General features: G+C 33.0%; 12 protein-coding genes, 4 tRNA genes and 1 pseudogene. 12 read left to right on the forward strand and 5 right to left on the reverse strand.

What is annotated here, in order from left to right; all coding sequences use genetic code 11:
* Together J2W48_RS12000 and J2W48_RS12005 are read right to left on the reverse strand one after the other, a co-directional pair.
* Positions 1–1,860, reverse strand: coding sequence for an AAA family ATPase (locus tag J2W48_RS12000; protein ID WP_310281596.1), 1,860 nt, complete (start codon positions 1,858–1,860; stop codon positions 1–3).
* 184 nt (positions 1,861–2,044) lie between these two features.
* Positions 2,045–2,440: a helix-turn-helix domain-containing protein gene (locus tag J2W48_RS12005; RefSeq protein ID WP_310281599.1), complete on the reverse strand. Its 396-nt coding sequence runs from the start codon at positions 2,438–2,440 to the stop codon at positions 2,045–2,047.
* A 229-nt stretch (positions 2,441–2,669) separates the two neighbouring features.
* Between J2W48_RS12005 and J2W48_RS12010 the strand changes: the two genes are divergently transcribed.
* The 8 genes and pseudogenes from J2W48_RS12010 (at position 2,670) to J2W48_RS12050 (ending at position 6,580) form a co-directional block, all read left to right on the forward strand.
* A complete protein-coding gene (locus J2W48_RS12010; protein WP_310281601.1) occupies positions 2,670–2,819 on the forward strand; it encodes a hypothetical protein in 150 nt (49 codons plus the stop codon).
* A pseudogene (locus J2W48_RS23110) lies at positions 2,820–3,907 on the forward strand (nucleotidyltransferase domain-containing protein).
* 115 nt (positions 3,908–4,022) lie between these two features.
* Entirely contained in the window at positions 4,023–4,739 is a 717-nt protein-coding gene (locus J2W48_RS12025; protein WP_310281607.1) for a DUF434 domain-containing protein, read from the forward strand.
* 3 nt (positions 4,740–4,742) lie between these two features.
* Positions 4,743–6,107 carry an SDR family NAD(P)-dependent oxidoreductase gene (locus J2W48_RS12030; RefSeq protein WP_310281609.1) on the forward strand — a complete coding sequence of 455 codons (1,365 nt, stop codon included), beginning with the start codon at positions 4,743–4,745 and terminating at the stop codon, positions 6,105–6,107.
* Positions 6,108–6,113: 6 nt separating this feature from the next.
* Positions 6,114–6,184 (forward strand) — tRNA-Trp (locus J2W48_RS12035).
* A 2-nt stretch (positions 6,185–6,186) separates the two neighbouring features.
* A tRNA-Ser gene (locus J2W48_RS12040) sits at positions 6,187–6,260 on the forward strand.
* Positions 6,261–6,348: 88 nt separating this feature from the next.
* Positions 6,349–6,422 (forward strand) — tRNA-Trp (locus J2W48_RS12045).
* An 84-nt stretch (positions 6,423–6,506) separates the two neighbouring features.
* A tRNA-Ala gene (locus tag J2W48_RS12050) sits at positions 6,507–6,580 on the forward strand.
* A 10-nt stretch (positions 6,581–6,590) separates the two neighbouring features.
* On the opposite strand, the gene J2W48_RS12055 is transcribed toward J2W48_RS12050, so the two are convergent.
* The 3 genes from J2W48_RS12055 to J2W48_RS12065 form a co-directional block, all read right to left on the reverse strand.
* Complete coding sequence (locus J2W48_RS12055; RefSeq protein ID WP_310281611.1) at positions 6,591–7,385, reverse strand: sensor histidine kinase; 795 nt, start codon at positions 7,383–7,385, stop codon at positions 6,591–6,593.
* A gap of 647 nt (positions 7,386–8,032) precedes the next feature.
* Positions 8,033–8,740 carry a hypothetical protein gene (locus J2W48_RS12060; protein WP_310281613.1) on the reverse strand — a complete coding sequence of 236 codons (708 nt, stop codon included), beginning with the start codon at positions 8,738–8,740 and terminating at the stop codon, positions 8,033–8,035.
* A gap of 5 nt (positions 8,741–8,745) precedes the next feature.
* Positions 8,746–9,375: a response regulator transcription factor gene (locus J2W48_RS12065; protein ID WP_310281615.1), complete on the reverse strand. Its 630-nt coding sequence runs from the start codon at positions 9,373–9,375 to the stop codon at positions 8,746–8,748.
* A gap of 226 nt (positions 9,376–9,601) precedes the next feature.
* Here J2W48_RS12065 and J2W48_RS12070 point away from each other — a divergent pair, with 226 nt between their 5' ends.
* The 4 genes from J2W48_RS12070 to J2W48_RS12085 all read left to right on the forward strand — a co-directional run bounded on the left by J2W48_RS12070 (position 9,602) and on the right by J2W48_RS12085 (position 18,731).
* Positions 9,602–10,903, forward strand: coding sequence for a hypothetical protein (locus tag J2W48_RS12070; protein ID WP_310281617.1), 1,302 nt, complete (start codon positions 9,602–9,604; stop codon positions 10,901–10,903).
* Between the two features lie 102 nt (positions 10,904–11,005).
* On the forward strand, positions 11,006–12,760 hold the full coding sequence (locus J2W48_RS12075) for a DUF4403 family protein (RefSeq protein ID WP_310281619.1): 1,755 nt from the start codon (positions 11,006–11,008) through the stop codon (positions 12,758–12,760).
* Between the two features lie 267 nt (positions 12,761–13,027).
* A complete protein-coding gene (locus J2W48_RS12080) occupies positions 13,028–13,462 on the forward strand; it encodes a hypothetical protein (protein ID WP_310281621.1) in 435 nt (144 codons plus the stop codon).
* Between the two features lie 196 nt (positions 13,463–13,658).
* Positions 13,659–18,731, forward strand: a complete 5,073-nt coding sequence (locus tag J2W48_RS12085) for a DUF4132 domain-containing protein (RefSeq protein WP_310281623.1) — start codon at positions 13,659–13,661, stop codon at positions 18,729–18,731.
* The last annotated feature ends 21 nt before the right edge of the window (positions 18,732–18,752 follow it).

Consider the following 18,752-nt stretch of genomic DNA (forward strand, 5'->3'; position numbering starts at 1 on the left):
TTATGTAGATTTTAATTTCATTAATCGTTTAATTTCATCGTCAATTTGGTTTTGAAATTTTTTAAAATATAATTCTCTTAAACTATTCCTAACGATTGGTTCACCAATCATGTTTATCAATCTAAGGGCATTTTTTTCCCAAAATGAAGATTTTTCTTGATCCTTTTCTAAAAAAGTAATTAATTCGGTAATTTTCTGAGTGGAAAAATTACCTGACATTCCATCATCGATAAAAAAAGAATCTTTAAATAAACTATAAATATTTTCCGCAAATGTTTGAGTATTATTTGTTTCAAAATTTGAAATTTCAAGTTCTTTTATTTCATTTTCAGAGTTTATATTTCTTATTTTAAAAAAACTAACATTATTAGAAGTGATGTCAGACAGAGGAATTGGCGAATTGGACGTAATAATTACCTGTATATTTCTATTTGAATTAATTTTAGTATTAAAAAATAATTTTGGTAGATATTTAATTAAGAAGTAATTAAGCTTTTTATGCCATGATGGATGAAGATATAAGTCAGGTTCATCCATTAAAATAAGAACATTATTGGATAAATTTCCGTATTTATTATTATCCATTATAATTTTATAAAATCTAGAAAAAATATTTAACATTGCCCTTTCACCAGAACTTAATCCGCTAAAATTGAAAAAACTATGAGGATTTATTTTTACTGAATTATTGTATAGTTTAAATATTTCTTTTATCAATATTTGTTCCTCAATTGATATATAAAATGAGGGATCATTAATGCTACCAATTCTATTAATTAATTTTTCATTATTTACAATGATGAATTCGATAAAATCAAATGTCCTTTGTATATCTGATTCAATTAAATGATAAAAGGTCTTATTTTTTTTTGCTTCTTCATTAATATTTTGAAATATACGATTTAGAATATCTGAAAATCCATCTTCTGAACTATATGGAAAACGATGTTTAATTTGAATATTAATATCAATGTTGCTATTATTATATGATAATATTTCTTTAATTAAATTCAGAATAAGAAAACAGATATAAGATTTTAAGGAGTCATTTAATTCTGATCTTAAATTAATTATATGATTTAAAAGGATATCTTTCCATAAATTGTATTGTGAAGATAATTTTTCATCGGAAAATTCTACTAAAAGGGTTGCTTCAGTGTTAAAAGAGACTTTGAGATAGAGAACTTTAGAAATATTAAATAAATTAAAATCTTCTTTAAATTGAGAAGTGAGAAAATTAAATTGCCGATATACTTCTTCTGAGATATGAATGTTTATGGGGTTTTCATTTGGTTTAATTAATTTTTGCTCAACATAAAACTTATAATCATCAATTATCAGACAATTTGTAGATATATTATGAAGACCTTTTATACCTCCTTCAATTTTACCATCAAAAATATTTGAAAAGAAAATTATATCTAAATTTTCAATACCTCGTAATGGATAACCGAAATCGAAACCAGAATCTAATTGAGATTTAGGTTTGGTTAGTTTTTTTATTGGGGATGCAAAGTTAAAATCAGTTTTGATGTTAAAGGTTGTTTCTATTTTAAACCCATTATTGATCTTATAGATGATGATTGCTTCACTGCGAAGATTACTGCCCTGAACCAGATTTTCCTTTATAAATTCTAAAGTTGTACTTTTTCCAGCTCCGTTATTACCAACTAAATATGAATAATTTGTTATTCCTTGACTATCATCTAAACTGTAAAATCCTTCAATATAATTTTTATTAATTATATACGATAATTTATTTGTTTTCTTAGAATATTCGAATAGATATTCACCTCCAAAATTTATGTTTGCCTCTTTAAGGATTTTATAATCATCTATATATAAAAATAGTATTTCCATAGTCAAAATATGTATTATTTCAATTTGTAGTTAAGCAATATATTAAGGTTTGTATTATGTAATTAAAGAATTAATATACCAATAGTAATAATTTTTTTCATGTACATTTGAATAAAACAAAAAAAGCGCAAACCTTTATAAAATGTTTGCGCTTTTTCAATTATATAAAGAAAAAGAAAAATCCTTATTTCCCTTTCAGCAATTTTTCTAAATATTCAACCTTATCTTTTTCAGCCTGAACCAAACGTTCGTAAAGTTCCACAACTTTATCAAGAGGATTGAAATTACAAGTATTTCCAGTTCCTTGAGGACCATTATTAGAACTTGTATCGTAATAAGTGTTGAAATAATTAAAAACAGATTCTTCCGAAAAGTTTTCAATAGCTTCTACCGTAACGCCAAGTGCTTTTGCAATTTCTACCAGTTTTTTAGAATCAACTTCTTCGCTTCCTTCAATTCCGGAAACAGTTTGTTGACTTATGCCAATAGCTTCTGCAAGCGCTTCTTGTTTCATACCACGAAGCTCTCTGATTCGGCTTATATTTCGGCCAATGTGTTTTGGTTTTGTTGCTGTGCTCATAATTCAAAGATATTTAATTTTTTTTAAAAAAATAGTGATCCGCAAAAAACACGATTGATTTGGTAAAATATTGTTGGGTTGTTTTTTGTGCGGTATAAATATATGCTTTTTCTTACTTTGATTAAAGCGTTATTTTTTCGGTTTTTGGAAAACTTCGGCAGGAGGGTATTTTACCGGGTAAATAGAAACTTTAAATTTCCATATCTTAGTCACCAAAACTTAACAGCGCATGAACTGCAAATTAACATTTAAGGAAAGAGCCGAGATAGGCATGAAAATGCTAGCGAAGCAGAAACCTGTTACTTTAGAACAAGCTAGAGCACAGGCAAAATGGCTTAGCGAAGTGAGTACATCAAAAGAAAAAAAGAAATCAATTTAAATGACCATCCAATACCTAAAATCCCAAAACCTAATCCTTTTCGAAGTTATTTCGGGAAGTAAATCTTTTGGGTTACATACACCAACATCAGATACAGATATCAAAGGCGTTTATTATTTGCCAAAAGAAAAGTTCTTTGGGTTAGATTATATTCCGCAGATCAGTAATGAAACCAATGATGAGGTGTATTACGAAATTGGCCGTTTTGTAGAATTACTGCTTAAAAATAATCCTAATATTCTGGAGATTCTCGCTTCGCCGGAAGATTGTATTTTGTACAAACATCCGTTAATGGAGCATTTGCAAATAGAAGATTTTCTATCGAAACTCTGCAAAGATTCTTTTGCGGGTTATGCCGTAACGCAAATCAAAAAGGCGAGAGGTTAAAGAAGAAAATCGTAAACCCAATGCCAAAGGACAAGAAAAGCCTTTTGGATTTTTGTTATGTATTGCGCGCAGGGACAGGGACAAGTCGCGACTTGTCCGTACTGGGAGCAATTCCTGTTCAAAATTGGTTGATAGAGCATTCCTTTCAGGCATCACACATTGGATTAGCAAAAATGCCGCATATAAAGGATATGTTTGCCCTGTTTTATGATGCAGATAAAACGTTAGGTTATAAGGGAATTATTCAAAAGGAAAGCTCCAATGAAGTTTCGGTTTCGTCGATTCCAAAAGGTGAAAAGCTAATCGGTTATTTATCCTGCAATCAGGACGGCTATTCAAAATATTGCAAAGAATACACCGAATACTGGAACTGGATCGAGAAACGAAATGAAGATCGCTACGAAACGAATCAAAAGCACGGTAAAAATTACGACAGCAAAAACATGATGCACACGATCAGGCTTTTGCAAACCGCAGAGCAGATTTTGTCAACCGGAAAATTAAATATTCGGGTTTCCAATCGGGAGGAATTACTCGACATAAAAGCCGGAAACAAAGAATACGATGATTTGCTCGAAATGGCAGATAATTTAATTGCTTCAATCGAAAATCATTATCAAACCTCAACACTTCCGGAAAAACCGGATGAGGCAAAAGCTATTCAGACTTTGATTGAAATTAGGGAAGAGTTGTACCAATAAAAGCGGCTGTCAATCGACAGCCGTTTTCATTTAGTTTATATGATTCGGATTTATTAATTTTACCAGGAAGTAAGTCGCCAGCATAAGTAAACAAAACCACTCACGCCTAGCTAAAATGACAAATCTTAAAAACAGAGGTAAGGAAGCCAGTGACGATGTTTTATTTGGGACTTTAAAGATGCAGTCAAAACTGAAAGAAGCTGTTGCAGACATGCATTATTTTTTGAGCAGAGGTTATGGCGAAAAAGCAACATTAACTTTGGTTGGTAACCAGTATCGTTTAAATTCCCGTCAACAGCAGGCCGTTCGCGGAATGAGTGCTTCTCAAAATCAAATTGAAATTCGGAAATTAAAAGAGGTTGAAAGTCACGATCTCGAAGGAAAAGAAATTATTATAGATGGATTTAATGTCCTGATATTATTGGAAAGTATTTTGTCAAGTGCTTATATTTTTCAAGGACTGGACGGTTTCATTAGGGATTTATCGAGCGTTTACGGAACGTACAAAAAAGTAAAGCAAGCTCCACAGGCAATTGAAATTATAGGTGACTTTTTTATAAAAGAAAAAATCACAAAAGCGCATTGGCTGTTTGACAAACCGGTTTCAAACAGCGGTCAGTTAAAACAACTGATTGAACAAACGGCTTTAGAAAAAGGCTATAACTGGAAAGCAGAACTTGTTAATAATCCGGATAAAATAATTGCCGAAAGTGATTTAATTGCCGTAACATCTGATGCCTGGATTTTGGATAATAGTTCGGCTAATTTTAATTTGATCGCCAATGTTTTAGCTGATTTAGATATTTGGGAAACTGTAATATACAGTAAATAAGAAATGAAAGAAGATAATGATTATAGTTTTAGCGAAGATGAATGGAAAGCCTGTATTAAGGTTTTAAACACGTTGAAAGAAGCTCCGTTTCAAAATCCGGATAACAATTTGTTTTCCGGTTTGATTACGAAAATTCATAAAAATGCAAAAAAGAATATCCGAAGCGCAAGTTATTCTTCAAAAAAACAAGAAGATCTTAAAACAAACTTAAATGCCGAATTGGTATTGAAAGCCTTAAACGGAGAAACCTCTTTTTCGGAAAATGAAAATCCAAACGATCAGCAGTTTACTCCATTAAACCTGCCTAAAAATTGCTATTGCTGTAATCAATCGTACAAGCTGGCGCATAGTTTTTACACAAGGCTTTGTCCGGAATGTGCCGAAGAAAATTATGAAAAACGTTTTGAGAATATTGATCTAAAAGACCGAAACGTAATTTTAACCGGAGGCAGGGTAAAAGTTGGTTTTGCAACCGCACTTAGATTATTGCGAAATAATGCCAATGTGGTACTCACAACACGTTTTCCGGCTTTGGCTTTAGAACAGTTTGAACAAGAAACTGATTTTGAAGAATGGAAAGAAAACCTGATTGTTTATGGTTTAGATTTAAGAAACTTAAATGCTATAAATGAGTTTGTTGCTTTTTATAAATCTAAATTTGACAGTCTGGATATCCTGATTAACAATGCAGCGCAAACCATAAAATATCCGGACGAATATTATGTGCCTCTCATTAAAAAAGAAGACCAATTATTAGAAGTTTTTAAGCCAAATCTAATTGCGAATCAAACTGCAGTTTCAAAAGAGATAAAAGCGCTGGAATATGGTGTGGAGGAAGAAACCGAAATAGCACTTACCCGTTTTGGACAGCCTGTTGACAATCGCGAAAAAACAAGCTGGAATTCGACTTTAGAGGAAATCAGTATGTATGAATTGGTTGAGGTAAATTTGATCAATCAGATTGCGCCTTATTTTTTGATAAAAGAATTAAAACCGCTATTTCTGAATTCAGCTTTTAAAGAACGTTTTATTGTAAACGTCACATCATCAGAAGGGATTTTTAGTTATACCAATAAAACCATTTTTCATCCACATACCAATATGACAAAGGCGGCACTGAATATGATGACGCTTACTTCTGCCAAAGAATTTGCTGCTGATGGTATTTTTATGACAAGTGTAGATGTTGGCTGGATTTCGACAGGCGCCAAAGAAAGTCTTCGGAAAAAGCAATTTGAAGAAGGTTATATTCCACCTTTGGATTCTGTAGACGGAGCCAGCAGAATTTTTGATCCAATTGTTGCGGGAATCAAAGGAAAAAGTATATTTGGCGTTTTATTGAAAAATTATAAAGTTTCTCAATGGTAAAAAAACAGGATAGTAGTTTAACTGGAAAAGTAATTCTGCCACTGTAGTAGTTTTGGGTTCGAATCCCAACTATCCTACAAAGGTGTTAGCTCAATTGGAAGAGCAGCTGTTTGCTAAACAGATGGATACAGGTTCGAGTCCTTGTACACCTTTATTTTTAAGGTTTAAAAGCACAGAGATAAAGGTTCAGAGCTTTTTAAAATTATTTAGAATAATTGTGACAGATGCAATAAATATTATAAAGGTGTTAGCTCAATTGGAAGAGCGTTCCCCACCAAGGGGGAAGGATGCGGGTTCGAGTCCTCGCACACCTTTATTTTTCAGGTTCAAAGACGCAGAGATGCAGATGTTCGAAGTTTTAAGAGTTTGTGTCAATTAAAAATAAATACTGCTATAAAAAAGGTGTTAGCTCAATTGGAAGAGCGCTTGCTCTGCAAGCAAGAGGCTGCAGGTTCGAGTCCTTGCACACCTTTATTTTTATTTTTAATACTGTAATGGATACACAAACAATAAACAAGACCCTTTTTGAGCATGAACAATCTCAAAAGTTCCATTTATGCCTTCCATTCGCAAAGACATATTGGTTAAGCCATTTCCTTTTTGAATCGTTTCGGATAGTCCAATGCCGTCATCGGTAATTGTAATTTGAAAATAAGTGTCAGTTTTCTCAAATTCGATAAGGAGGTTATTTGCCTCACTGTGTTTGTATACATTATGAACCGCTTCTTTAACCACTAAAAAAAGGTTTCGTCTTGCTTTTACAGATAAATTGGTTTCTTTTTCCGAAATATTTAAGATGAACTGAGAGCCAATTGTGGTTTTGTTTAAAAAACGTTTAACATACAAACTCGTATAGTCTATAAAATTTCCAATAGTATCATTTTGCGAGTTCAGACTCCAAAGAATTTCCCGCATGGCTAAATTCATATCTTCTGAAGTAGAGATAATTGCTTCTAAATCTTCTGAATAACTTTCCTTAGGCATTTTATATTTTAAAAACTCAGCCTGAAGTTTTATAGCAGAAATTCCGGCACCCAAATCATCATGCATATCCTGCGAAATACGTTCTCTTTCTAACTGAATCGCTTTTTGGCGTTCTAGTTCTTTCTGCAGCAATTCATTTTTAAATTCGCTTTCTTTTATTTGGTTCTCCTGCTGCTGAATCAATTGCTTTTTGTTGTAAATAAACACCACCATAATAATGAAACACACAAAAAGCAGCATCACGATGATGGCAATGATATAGGTGAGTTTTATTTCGTGAGGTAGCTGGCTCATTTATTTAGATTTTTTGCAATTGTTTCGTATTTCAAAAGAGCATAATAAAATAAAGCATACATAATCAAATTTACTACAGAACCTATTTTTCTTAGAATGCTTAAGAAGAATTGATCTTCTTTTTCGAATAAATACATTGGTGTAAATCTAAAAATGATATAAGTACTCCAAAAAAGTAAAGCCGTCGAAATCCAGAAATTAGGATCATTAGTGATTTTGCCCTGAACGGGAAGTTTTAATTTTTGGAAAAACCACAAAATTGAACTGAAAATATAGAACAGAGCGACTAAAATTCCTAATTGAGGTAAAAATTGTCTACTTAAAAAATCAACAAAAAGTAAAAGATATAATAGAAGAAATAAAGAAACGAAAATTCCAATTCGCTTAAAAATTCCAACATAAATTCTTGAAAAGTAAATTCCAAAAAAGAGAATACATAGTATAGCATAAACATTGAAATAAACTGCAAAGTCAAATTGCTTCAAATGCGTTTTAATTATTCCGAAAATTTCTAAACAAAGAGTAACAATTAAATAAAATACTAAATAGTTTTGAGCTCTAAATGAATACTTAGAACCCAAAACTATAGCTTTGGTTGTTGTGATAACTAAACAACTTATATACAAGAGTAGAAGTATCTCCATATTTTAAGGATAGACGGTTCCGAAGTTGTAAGCATCTCCTTTACCCTTTGTGTCGTCTTCTGCTCGAACAACAAGACTCAGTTTATTTCGATTATTTTGCTCTTCCACGTTTTCCTCGAATTTAATCATTTGAAAGGATAATTTTGAGTAATCAGATATAGGTTTAATTAAAAAATGTTTGAGAATAAAAAAATAAAGATCTTTAAGTTTATAACTAATTGCTTCAGTATTTTTGATTTCAACACCATCAATCATAGTTTGTGAATTGATTGTTTGAAGTAGTTTGTCTCTATAGTTTTTACTATATTTTATAAATTCATCTTTCTCCATTTTTTCTATTTCATTTTTACAATTAATTTTGAAAAAAGAATCATTATCTTCATATTTTTCGGTTTCTTCAGATGATAAAGAAAAGCAAATTGAAAATAGATCATTGTCATCTTGTATGAAGTATATTTTAAAGTAATCTAATTTTCTCTTTATTTCTGTAGGTTTATTTTCATAAGAATTATATATTTCAAAAATGAAATTTTCTGAATCGATAGAAAAATCATAAATCATATTAGTAGTGAGATTTAATTTTCTTAAGTCTTTATTTCTTGAATTAACTTCCTCTTCTGGCATAGTTTTAAGAAAGTCAATTCCTAATTTTATGAAACTTTCTAAAAAAGCTTTTTTGTCAACTTTTTCCTGTAATTTTTGTTTACCCATGATTTCTAATTTTTGTTGTTAAATTTATTAATTGCTTCAATTTTATTACTTACCTGTAATTTTCTGTAAATATTGCCAATGTGTTTTTTGATCGTATCAATTGTGACATTTTTCTTGTCGGCAATTTCTTTGTAGAGGAGTCCTTGTGCCAGTAATTCAAGAACTTCTTTTTCGGTTACGGTAAGTAATGCTAGACTTTGTACTTGTACTTTTGATTCCTGAAAATGTTGTAAAACACGCTTGGCAATAGAAAAACTCATTGGGGCACCTCCTTTATGCGCTTCCAGAATTGCCTGAATAATTTTGTCCAGCGGATCTCCTTTTACAAGATAACCACTCGCACCGGCACGCAGGGCTGAAAAGATTTTTTCGTCATTTTCAAAACTGGTGCACATTATAAAAGTAGTACCTGGCATTAATTCGGTCAGTTTAAAAACAATATCAATACCAGATAAATCCTGCAGTTGAATGTCCATTAAAACCACGTCTGGTTCTATGGCTTCCAATTTTTGCAAAGCATTTTTACCATTAAAAAATTGAGCTACACATTCCATGTCTTCCTGGAAGTCGATGATGTTTTTCAACGCCTGATTGTAATTCTTATCATCCTCTACTATGGCTACTCTTATTTTCATGGTGTTACATTTTCTTTTACAAAGTTGGGATATAAGCCCATTGAGCGCAATTACCCTTTTGGGTGATATTTGGAATTAAGATGAACCTGAATATAAAATTTAACATTCAATAAACTTACAAAAAAAAAGATAAGATTATAAGAAAATAAAATATCACCCAAACGGGTAATTGATTGATATGATGTTCTGTAAATACATTTGGGACATAACTAAAAACATAGAAATCATGAAAACAACATTATTTATCCTTTATTTTTTACTCTTTGGCTTTATTGGCTATAGCCAAGATAAGGACAGCCGAATAGTTACTAAAATTATTGAAATCGATTTAAGCGATCCGAATTTAAATAGTATTAAAATGTGTAATGATGTAGGATGTAAGCCTGTAAAAAAAAGAAACTGGCTTTCTGCAAAATGTAGTGAGATGATTGCTGTTAAATTAATAAATGGAAACCCTTTTAAGTATACTTATAAAATTGATACGAATGACATTTCTTTTTTTAATGAAAAAGCTGAGATGGATGCATCATCAGATAATGCTTCTGCTAAAGCAAAAGCAGCAAAAGCAGCAAATAAGAAAATGGGGGTTGCTCCTGATTCAATTACAATTGGTAAGATTGTATTAGACAATGAAAACTTAGATTATAACTTAGATCTTTTAAATACAGATGTTGATAACTTTTATAAAACCTTGAAACAAAAAAACACCTTTGTTGGAACCGATTATGCTAATAGACAAGGATTACGTAATCGTGCAGAAGGATATTTAGCTGAGGTTTTTCTATTATTAATAAATTTAGAAGAACAACGAACAGAAACTAATTACTTTAGTACAAAAGAAAGCTTACTTGCAACGAAAGAAAAAGCTATACAGAGCATTCAAACAATTGTACACTTACTATATACAATTGATTTGGAAGTTTATAATTTACCAATTGACGTACAAGGTAAAAATATCGATGCAGTAGAATTTAAACTACGCAGATTTTATAAAGATACAGATAAAGAGGATCTTAGTTTCGCTTCAAAACCTTACAATGTCTGGATAAAAAATGGCCTAAAAATAGATGTTAGTGCCGGAATATTTTTTACGTCACTTTATGATTCACAATATGATAAAAGAGATGATCCTGAAACTGCAGGCAATAAAATAATCACGCTAAAAAATAGTGGCGATTATGATATAGCATTTGGTTCTACAATTAATACGTATGTTCGAATGAATTCATGGATTGTTCCAACCCTTAATTTCGGTGCAGTAATAACTCAAAATGAGAAGCTGCAAATACTTTTGGGCGGTGGAGCTATATTAGGAAAACAGGAGCGTATTATTTTTTCGACAGGTATTTCTATGGGAAAAGTGGATAGAATTGCAGATGGATATCAGGTTGGTGGCTCTTATAACTTAGGTGATTCTGGAACTATACCTACACAAAGTCAATTTAAATTTGGACATTTTTTCGGGATAACCTACAATTTATCTAAGGTTAAGAAAATAAGTTTGGATAAAGGAATCGAAGAAAATTAGGTACTGCAAAAATCATTAGCGATTAAAAAACTGCTAAGTAGATTGTCGCGAATAAGTTTTCAAAACAACAGACAAATTTCTAATCATTAAAATCAATTTATTATGAAATACAATAAATACCTTCTGATACTTGTAGTGGCAATTGCATTTACAAGTTGTAAAAGTTATGAAGAGATAACAAAAAAACCGGAACGCTTACATGAAAATGTAGAATTGCCTACCTATGAAAGTAGTTTTGCGCTTGCTTTAAAGGTTGATTTATCCAGCTTGGAGAGCAAATTAAATGATGCATTAAAAAATGGATATAGTAATTCTGATGAAGGCACATTTCAATATAGATCCTGGATAAAAACAAAAGATCCTCTCTATAATCCGAATAAGTTAATAAAAACGAAAGATCCTTTATACAATCCAAATAAATGGATAAAAACAAAAGATCCATTATATAATCCAAAAAAATGGCTTAGAGGACCTTTTTGGAAAACAAAAAATCCTTTGTATCACCCAAACAAATGGATAGAAACCAAAGACCCATCATATCATCCAAATGAATGGATAGAGACAAATAATCCTTTGTATCATCCAAACGAGTGGATAGAAACAAAAGGTCCGGCAGTAGCGGTAGGGTATAAATATGATGTTGATTTGAAACTGAAAGAAAAAGAAAAAATCACATTATCCTATGTTGATGATAATACTTTAAGAATAGCTGTTCCTATTTCATTCAAAGGAAATGCAGGTCTACAAGGAAACGTACCAGCGGCATTAACATTAAATAAAAAGAATTTTGACGGGGAGATTCAATTTTTCGTTAACACAAGTTTTTCCATCACACCAGATTGGTGTCCCAAGATAGGATTAAATGTAACACATTCATGGATAACAAATCCACAGATTGAGATTATGGATAATATTAATATTTCCTTGACTGGATTGACAGACAAATATTTAAAAGAAATTGAAAAAGATGTAAGCAATATTATAAGTAAGCAAGTCAAATGTGAAATGATTAGGGATATTGTTAAAGATAGATGGAAATATTATGGTGTTAGTTTGCCAGCTCTGGCAAATGGCACGCAATATCAATTGAATATTAATCCTTCAAAAGTAGCATTGTCCGGCTTAAAAGTTTATAAAGATACATTAGCTTTATATGTTGGAATAAAAGGAAATATTAGTTTTAATGATAACATTGTCAACACAACAAGTTCAATTCCCTTATTAGAAGAACAGACTGAAACAGCAAGCGAAGTTAAAGCCTTTCTTCCTTTGCATATTAAATATCAAGATATCGAGCATACTGCTAATCAATATTTAAAAGACAATGATGTGGTTTTAAAACCTGATATTATTCTTAAAAAGAAAGCTAAAGTGAAGTTAATTGAAATGAGCTTTTATCCAAATGCAGACGAAATTGTTGTAGGAGTAAAGCTAAAAGCAAAACTGCCAGGCAACCTGTTACCAGTGTCGGGATGGGTTTATTTAACAGGCAAACCAGTTATGACGGGTAATAAGAAATTCGAACTTCAAGACTTGGATTTTAGCATGACAGTAGATAATAAATTTTATCCAACGATATCGGCACTCTTTAAGCCTTTAATTATTAATGAAATTAAAAAACAAACCACACGTGATTTTACCGATAGTATTACAAGTATTAAGAAAAAATTACTTGAAAAAAGCAATTCATTCCAAAATGACGATATTGGATTTTCTATCGGTGAAGTTGATTTCGGAATTTACGACATCATATTAGACAAAGAAGAAATAGCCTTAATAACAGAATTTACTTCCAGTTTTAATATATATTTAAAAAGTAAAAAAGAACACGATTATTTGACCAGAAATGACAGATGATTTAATCACTTCAATCAAAATCATTATCAAAATCAACTTGCCGGAAAAAGGCAGATGAGGTAAAAAAACACTTAAATCCTATCAAATCAGAGAAAAATTATACCAATAAAAAACCCAAACCCCGCAAATACCAATTTGCGGGGTATTTTTTTAAAATCAAACGCTACATTTATAGTCAGGCGTAGCGGAAAATTTAACATTTAATTACTTGTTTAAGTATTATCCTATAATTTAATTTATTATTTTGCAATGACCAAATAAAACAGAATGAATGTAAGCATATCCGTAAAGCAATTAGGGAAAAAGCATCCCATACTTCAGGAAAAAAGTATTTCTTTAGATACTTCAGCACCAGTTGTTACCGTTCGTACTTTCATCGAATTAATCGTAAAACATCAGGTCGGGTTATTCCATTCCGCTTCGTTTGAGTGGGAAGACCAGGATACGATTCATCTTCCAAAAGAAAATTATCTTCCCATCTTAACCGATACTGGAAAAGTAGGTTTCGGAGCCGTTTACAACCACAACAAAGTAGATGTTGCCAAAGCTCAGGAAAATGCTTTAGTAGCTTTTGAAGACGGTTTATACGCCCTTTTTCAAGGCGACGACCAACTCGAATCTTTAAGTGAGGAAATCGATTTATCCCAAAACAAATCCATCACATTTATCAGGCTGACATTTTTGGCGGGAAGCTACTGGTAGGTCAATGGCAATGTCAAAAATCAATTTCAATTTCAATATAAATAAATGGTAATTTCAAAATCAAAATTCAATTAAATAAGTTTGTGTTATTTGTCAATTGATATCTGGTTTATTTCAACAAAATATCTAGCAGCTCCTAACTCCTAACTTATAACCCATAACTTATAAAGCCCATAACTTTTAACTTCAAAAAAACATGACGATAGAAGATCTTCTGAAACATAAGGTAATTGAAAATCCAATTATAAGATTTAAAAAAGAACTCGAAGAAATTGTAAACAGCAATTTGGTTTCGAAATTATTATTAAAAACAAAGCTTAAAAAAGAAGTCGCCGAGTTTGGTTTGGAGCTTTTAAAACTAAAGGACAATTATTACAGTACTTATATTTCTTTAGGTTCTAAAGAATGTGTGATATTTGAAAAATGGATCAAAGAGGATCAATGGGAAGATAAAAATTATAACGATCTTTTGGTTTTCTTTTTTGGTGCTGAAAATGCTGTTTATGTAAAAGAAGCGTGGAACAGACTGCCTCAAAAAATGTATCAGGACGGCTACACCAGACGTTCTTTCAGGGCACCGAACAATAAAAAATACTTACTGGTCAATCAGGTTAATTTTCTGCGTTCGCTGCTTAACGGACTGAAGACTTACAATTACCACGACAACAATACGGTACATTACGATTTAAGTATCGAAGATCAAATTCGTTTTGATACCGAGATTACAGCTTCAACCAATCAGTTTATGATTTGGTCGGCAGCGATTGATTTGAACAAAGAAAATCTGTTTCAGTTATTTGAGGATATTATTTTCAACAAAGACCCAAGAGGAAAAGTGTCCCGCAATATCATCAAAGCACTTTTAAATAGCGAGAAAAAAGAAAGCTGGGAGTTGGTCGAAAAACTATTATTGGTGGCACAGCGTCAGGAAGGGTTGCGCCAGACGGTTCTGGAAGCACTGGACGAAACCAGTATCGGCGCTTTACAATATATGATTAAGGTTATTATCGATAACAAATTAACCCGTTTTTCATCAGTGGTACGCAGTATAGATACGTGGACCGGTTTGGGCTGGGATTCAGAAAAAGAAACTACGGTTCGAAACATCATCAATCTCGCTTCGGGTTATTTTTCGAATCCGGAAACGATTCCGGTAGGAATTCAGAGCAAAAATAACAATGAAGTGTATATGGCGCTTTGGGTTCAGGGCGTTTTTGATGTCGAAAAAACAGTTCCGTACCTGAACGAATTACTCGAAAAAGGTTCGGTCGAAAAGAAATCGCTGGCACTAAAATTTGCTGGGGAAACCAACGATCCTTATATCGAAATGCCATTGTATTTTAAAGCATTAGACGATGAAAACCTGCAGGTTCTGGCATTTGCGCTTCCGAGGATGAATGCGCTTTTAGACGCCAATGCAAAATCGAAATATTATATCGAAAATGCAGATTATCCTAATTTCTTCGATAAAGTGTACCATCTCGCCCAGACTTTAACAGTAAAAGAAAAAACGTTTGGAGGTAAAGTGTTCTCCTGGCTCAATATTAAGTTTGACAAAGATTCGCTCTATGCAGCCGCCATCAATTTAGTAGGCGATAATAACGAAAGACTAGAACGTATTTTAAGTCATTTTGAAAGTTTTTCGCTTGCTTTAAGAGAAAAACTGACCAGGGAAATTTTGGGCGATTTCTACTGTTATTCGTTTTACAGCTTTAAAAACAATGACGCAAAAACTAAAAAAGACCCAACCGATTTTCAAAGAAATTTTGCCCTTCGCATCTTAAAAGACAGAGGAGAAGCACTTGTGGCTTCGGCTATCTGCACTTTAAATAATCTGAGTCTATCAGAAGAAGAATTGTTGACTTTTCAGGAACTGTATAAGCGTAAAAATTCTAGTTTAAAGAAAAACCTAACGGCAATTTTACTCAAACAGGAAGAGCATAAAATAGCTTCGTTTGTAGAGAAAACGTTAGAAAAAGGCGATTTGGAACAGCGTATGTCGGTTTTGGATTTGATGCTGCAATTACAGAAAAATGCCAAACTGACTGACAAAGTGAATGACTGGGTAGCAGCCTATTCGGCAAGGCCAAAAATCACCGAGAAAGAAACTAAATTTATCGAGCAGTTAGAGCCTTCCAAAAAGAAAGACACACTTAGCGCAGAAAACGGATTCGGATTTTACAAGCCCAATGAAGTTTCGCCTTATGCGTTGCCAAAACCACAGGTCGATTCTTTATATGTCAAATCGGTTAAAGAGCATCAATATGGTTTTTCCAAATCGATGTCTCATATTAAAACCGAAATTGCTAAGCTTTATCAATTGTATGAAGAAAACCGAAATTACGAATATGAAATCGAAAACTATGACAACAGCAAAACAACCGTTTTGCTTGGCAATACGTTTAGGCAGGTAAAATACCTGAAGGACGAAAAAGATGCTGAAATAGAAGCGACTAATTATCCTTTGTACGGAGTTTGGTCGCGCTGGTTTGAAAATTCAGGGCTAACAGAAAGAGATTTGTTTTTACTTACACTAGTAAGCGATTGTGACCGAAAAATTTGGCGTGACCTTCTTGAAAAACATGTTTTTTATTATAAGGAGCTATTGCCCCATCAAAATAAAAGAGGTTATGATTGGGATAATGCTATCCTGAACATTTTGAATGCCTTGCAGTTGAAATATGAATTTAAAGAGAAGCAGGATTTTTTAATTGATGCCTGTAGTGCTTTATATGCTGATTTACCAAAATCTGTTTTGGAATATGAATATAAACCAGAAAAGAAAGAGTATTATAATGATTCAGAGTTCGGTATTGGCTGGCAAAATGTGCTTTTCTTTGATGTTTTTTTAAACAAGATAAACTTAGAAAGTTTAACTGAAGAACAAAACAGGAAAGTTTGGTATTTATACAGATGGAGACAGTTAAATGGAGTAAAGAAAAATATACCCTACAATAAACCTCCAGTATATTTGTACTGTATCGCTTTTGAGCAAGAATTAATTTCCGAAGGGGAATTGTACGAAGGTATTTTAGAAAGTAAAAGAATATCTGTCTTAACGGGCGAAACAAAACGTTACAGGCATTCTGAAAGTGAAGATTTAACCAAAAGATTTCCGTTTTTGGTTCCAATGATTGATAAAATCCGGGAAACCTTTTTGGATGTTGAGGTTAAGAGAGGCGATTCGAATACAGCAGTGACACATTTTGTGCAGAGTTTCCAGAAGATATTCGGAATCAATCGTTTAGTCGAAATGTTGACGGCTCTTGGAAAATCGAGTTTGTACAAAGGCTACATTTATTCGTGGAGTTATACCGAATTAACGAAGCAAAAACTGTTTAGCTATTTATTGAAAAGATGTTATCCGTTGGCTTCAGATACACAGGAGGCTTTTAATGAAGCTATAAAGAAAGCCAAAATATCAGAAGAAAGATTGGTTCAGGCTGCGATTTATGCGCCACAATGGCAAAAGTTTATCAGCAATTATTTAAACTGGAATGGTTTAGACGAAGGAATCTGGTGGTTTCACGCCCATACCAAAACGGCGAGTTACAGTGCCGTGAATTCAGAACTGGAAAGTGAAATGGCTAAATTTTCATCAATTGATCTGCAGGATTTTAAAGATGGGGCAGTCGATAAAGACTGGTTCGTATCGGCATACAAACAATTAGGCAAAGCCAAATGGGAAATGCTCTACGAAGCCGCAAAATACGTAACCGATGGAAACGGACACCGACGCGCCCGATTATATGCGGACACGATTACCGGAGATTTGAAAATTAGGGAAGTGACGGCAAAAGTAAAAGACAAACGTGATCAGGATTATTTACGGGTTTATGGTTTAGTGCCTTTGAGCAAAACAAGTCCTGAAAAAGATATTCTGGCGCGTTATGAATATTTGCAGCAGTTTAAAAAAGAAAGCAGGGAATTCGGTTCGATGAAGCAGGCAAGCGAAGCTCTGGCAATTCGGGTAGCCTTAGAAAACTTAGCGAGAAATGCAGGTTATCCGGATCCGGTGCGTTTGACCTGGGCAATGGAAACCAAACAGATAGAAAATATTTTATCAAAAGAAACTGAAATTACACTTGATGATGTAACGGTAAGTCTGGTCATCAATAAGGAAGGAAAAGCAGATTTGCTGATTGCTAAAGGCGACAAAGAGTTAAAAGCGATTCCGCCAAAATACAAAAAAGACAAAGAAGTTTTGGAATTGACCAATTGCCGCAAAACAATGCGCGAACAATGGACACGTTCGAGAAAAGGACTGGAAGAAAGCATGATTCGAGGAGACGAATTTTTGTATGCCGAAATGCAAAACCTTTTCGGACATCCGATAATTTCGAAGCATCTTGAAAAATTGGTTTTAATCTCCAACGATGATAAAATTGGTTTTTATATTGATGGAAATCTGGTAACAGCTTTAGGCGAAGTTATTTCACTGAACGAAAAACAGACTTTTAGAATTGCACATTGTTTCGATTTGCATAAAAATAGCGTCTGGACAGATTATCAAACGTATTGTTTTGATAACAAATTACAACAGCCGTTTAAACAGGTTTTCAGGGAATTATATGTTCCAACGCCGGATGAGTTAAAAGAAAAGTCGGTTTCAAGACGATACACCGGACATCAGGTGCAGCCTAAACAGACTTTAGCATTGTTAAAAACCAGAGGCTGGAAAGTAGATTATGAACAAGGATTGCAGAAAGTTTTTCATAAAGAAGGGTATCAGGTTAAAATGTATGCAATGGCAGATTGGTTTTCACCAGCCGATGTTGAGAGCCCAACTTTAGAAACAATCGAATTCCATTCGCTCAAAGATTATAAAAACATTGCATTTGAAGACGTAAATCCGAGGATTTTCTCTGAAGTCATGCGTGATATTGATTTGGTCGTAAGTGTTGCCCACGTTGGAGGTGTCGATCCGGAAGCGAGTCATTCTTCTATCGAAATGAGAGCCGTTCTATTGAGGGAAACATTGCGACTGTTCAAAATTAAGAATGTAGAAATTACCGGAAACCATGCCATCATAAAGGGAAAAATGGGTGAATACAGTATTCATTTAGGAAGTGCAGTGGTACATCAGCTTCCGGGAAAATATTTATCGGTACTGCCAATTCATTCGCAGCACAGAGGGCGTTTGTTCCTTCCTTTTGCAGATGATGACCCGAAATCGGCTGAGGTTATGTCTAAAGTTTTGTTGTTTGCCAAAGACGATGAAATTCAGGATCCAACAATTTTAAGTCAGATTGATAAGGTTTTTGTGTAAGTTGAAAATGAAGCAAATAAA

Source organism: Flavobacterium piscis (genome assembly GCF_031457575.1).
In the GTDB taxonomy this organism is placed as follows: Bacteria; Bacteroidota; Bacteroidia; order Flavobacteriales; family Flavobacteriaceae; genus Flavobacterium; species Flavobacterium piscis_A.

Coding starts and splice junctions, on each gene's coding strand:
- J2W48_RS12075 (WP_310281619.1), top strand. CDS start 11,006: ATGAAATACAATAAATACCTTCTGATACTTGTAGTGGCAATTGCATTT.
- J2W48_RS12060 (WP_310281613.1), bottom strand. CDS start 8,740: ATGGGTAAACAAAAATTACAGGAAAAAGTTGACAAAAAAGCTTTTTTA.
- J2W48_RS12080 (WP_310281621.1), top strand. CDS start 13,028: ATGAATGTAAGCATATCCGTAAAGCAATTAGGGAAAAAGCATCCCATA.
- J2W48_RS12070 (WP_310281617.1), top strand. CDS start 9,602: ATGAAAACAACATTATTTATCCTTTATTTTTTACTCTTTGGCTTTATT.
- J2W48_RS12010 (WP_310281601.1), top strand. CDS start 2,670: ATGAACTGCAAATTAACATTTAAGGAAAGAGCCGAGATAGGCATGAAA.
- J2W48_RS12055 (WP_310281611.1), bottom strand. CDS start 7,385: ATGAGCCAGCTACCTCACGAAATAAAACTCACCTATATCATTGCCATC.
- J2W48_RS12085 (WP_310281623.1), top strand. CDS start 13,659: ATGACGATAGAAGATCTTCTGAAACATAAGGTAATTGAAAATCCAATT.
- J2W48_RS12030 (WP_310281609.1), top strand. CDS start 4,743: ATGAAAGAAGATAATGATTATAGTTTTAGCGAAGATGAATGGAAAGCC.
- J2W48_RS12005 (WP_310281599.1), bottom strand. CDS start 2,440: ATGAGCACAGCAACAAAACCAAAACACATTGGCCGAAATATAAGCCGA.
- J2W48_RS12025 (WP_310281607.1), top strand. CDS start 4,023: ATGACAAATCTTAAAAACAGAGGTAAGGAAGCCAGTGACGATGTTTTA.
- J2W48_RS12065 (WP_310281615.1), bottom strand. CDS start 9,375: ATGAAAATAAGAGTAGCCATAGTAGAGGATGATAAGAATTACAATCAG.
- J2W48_RS12000 (WP_310281596.1), bottom strand. CDS start 1,860: ATGGAAATACTATTTTTATATATAGATGATTATAAAATCCTTAAAGAG.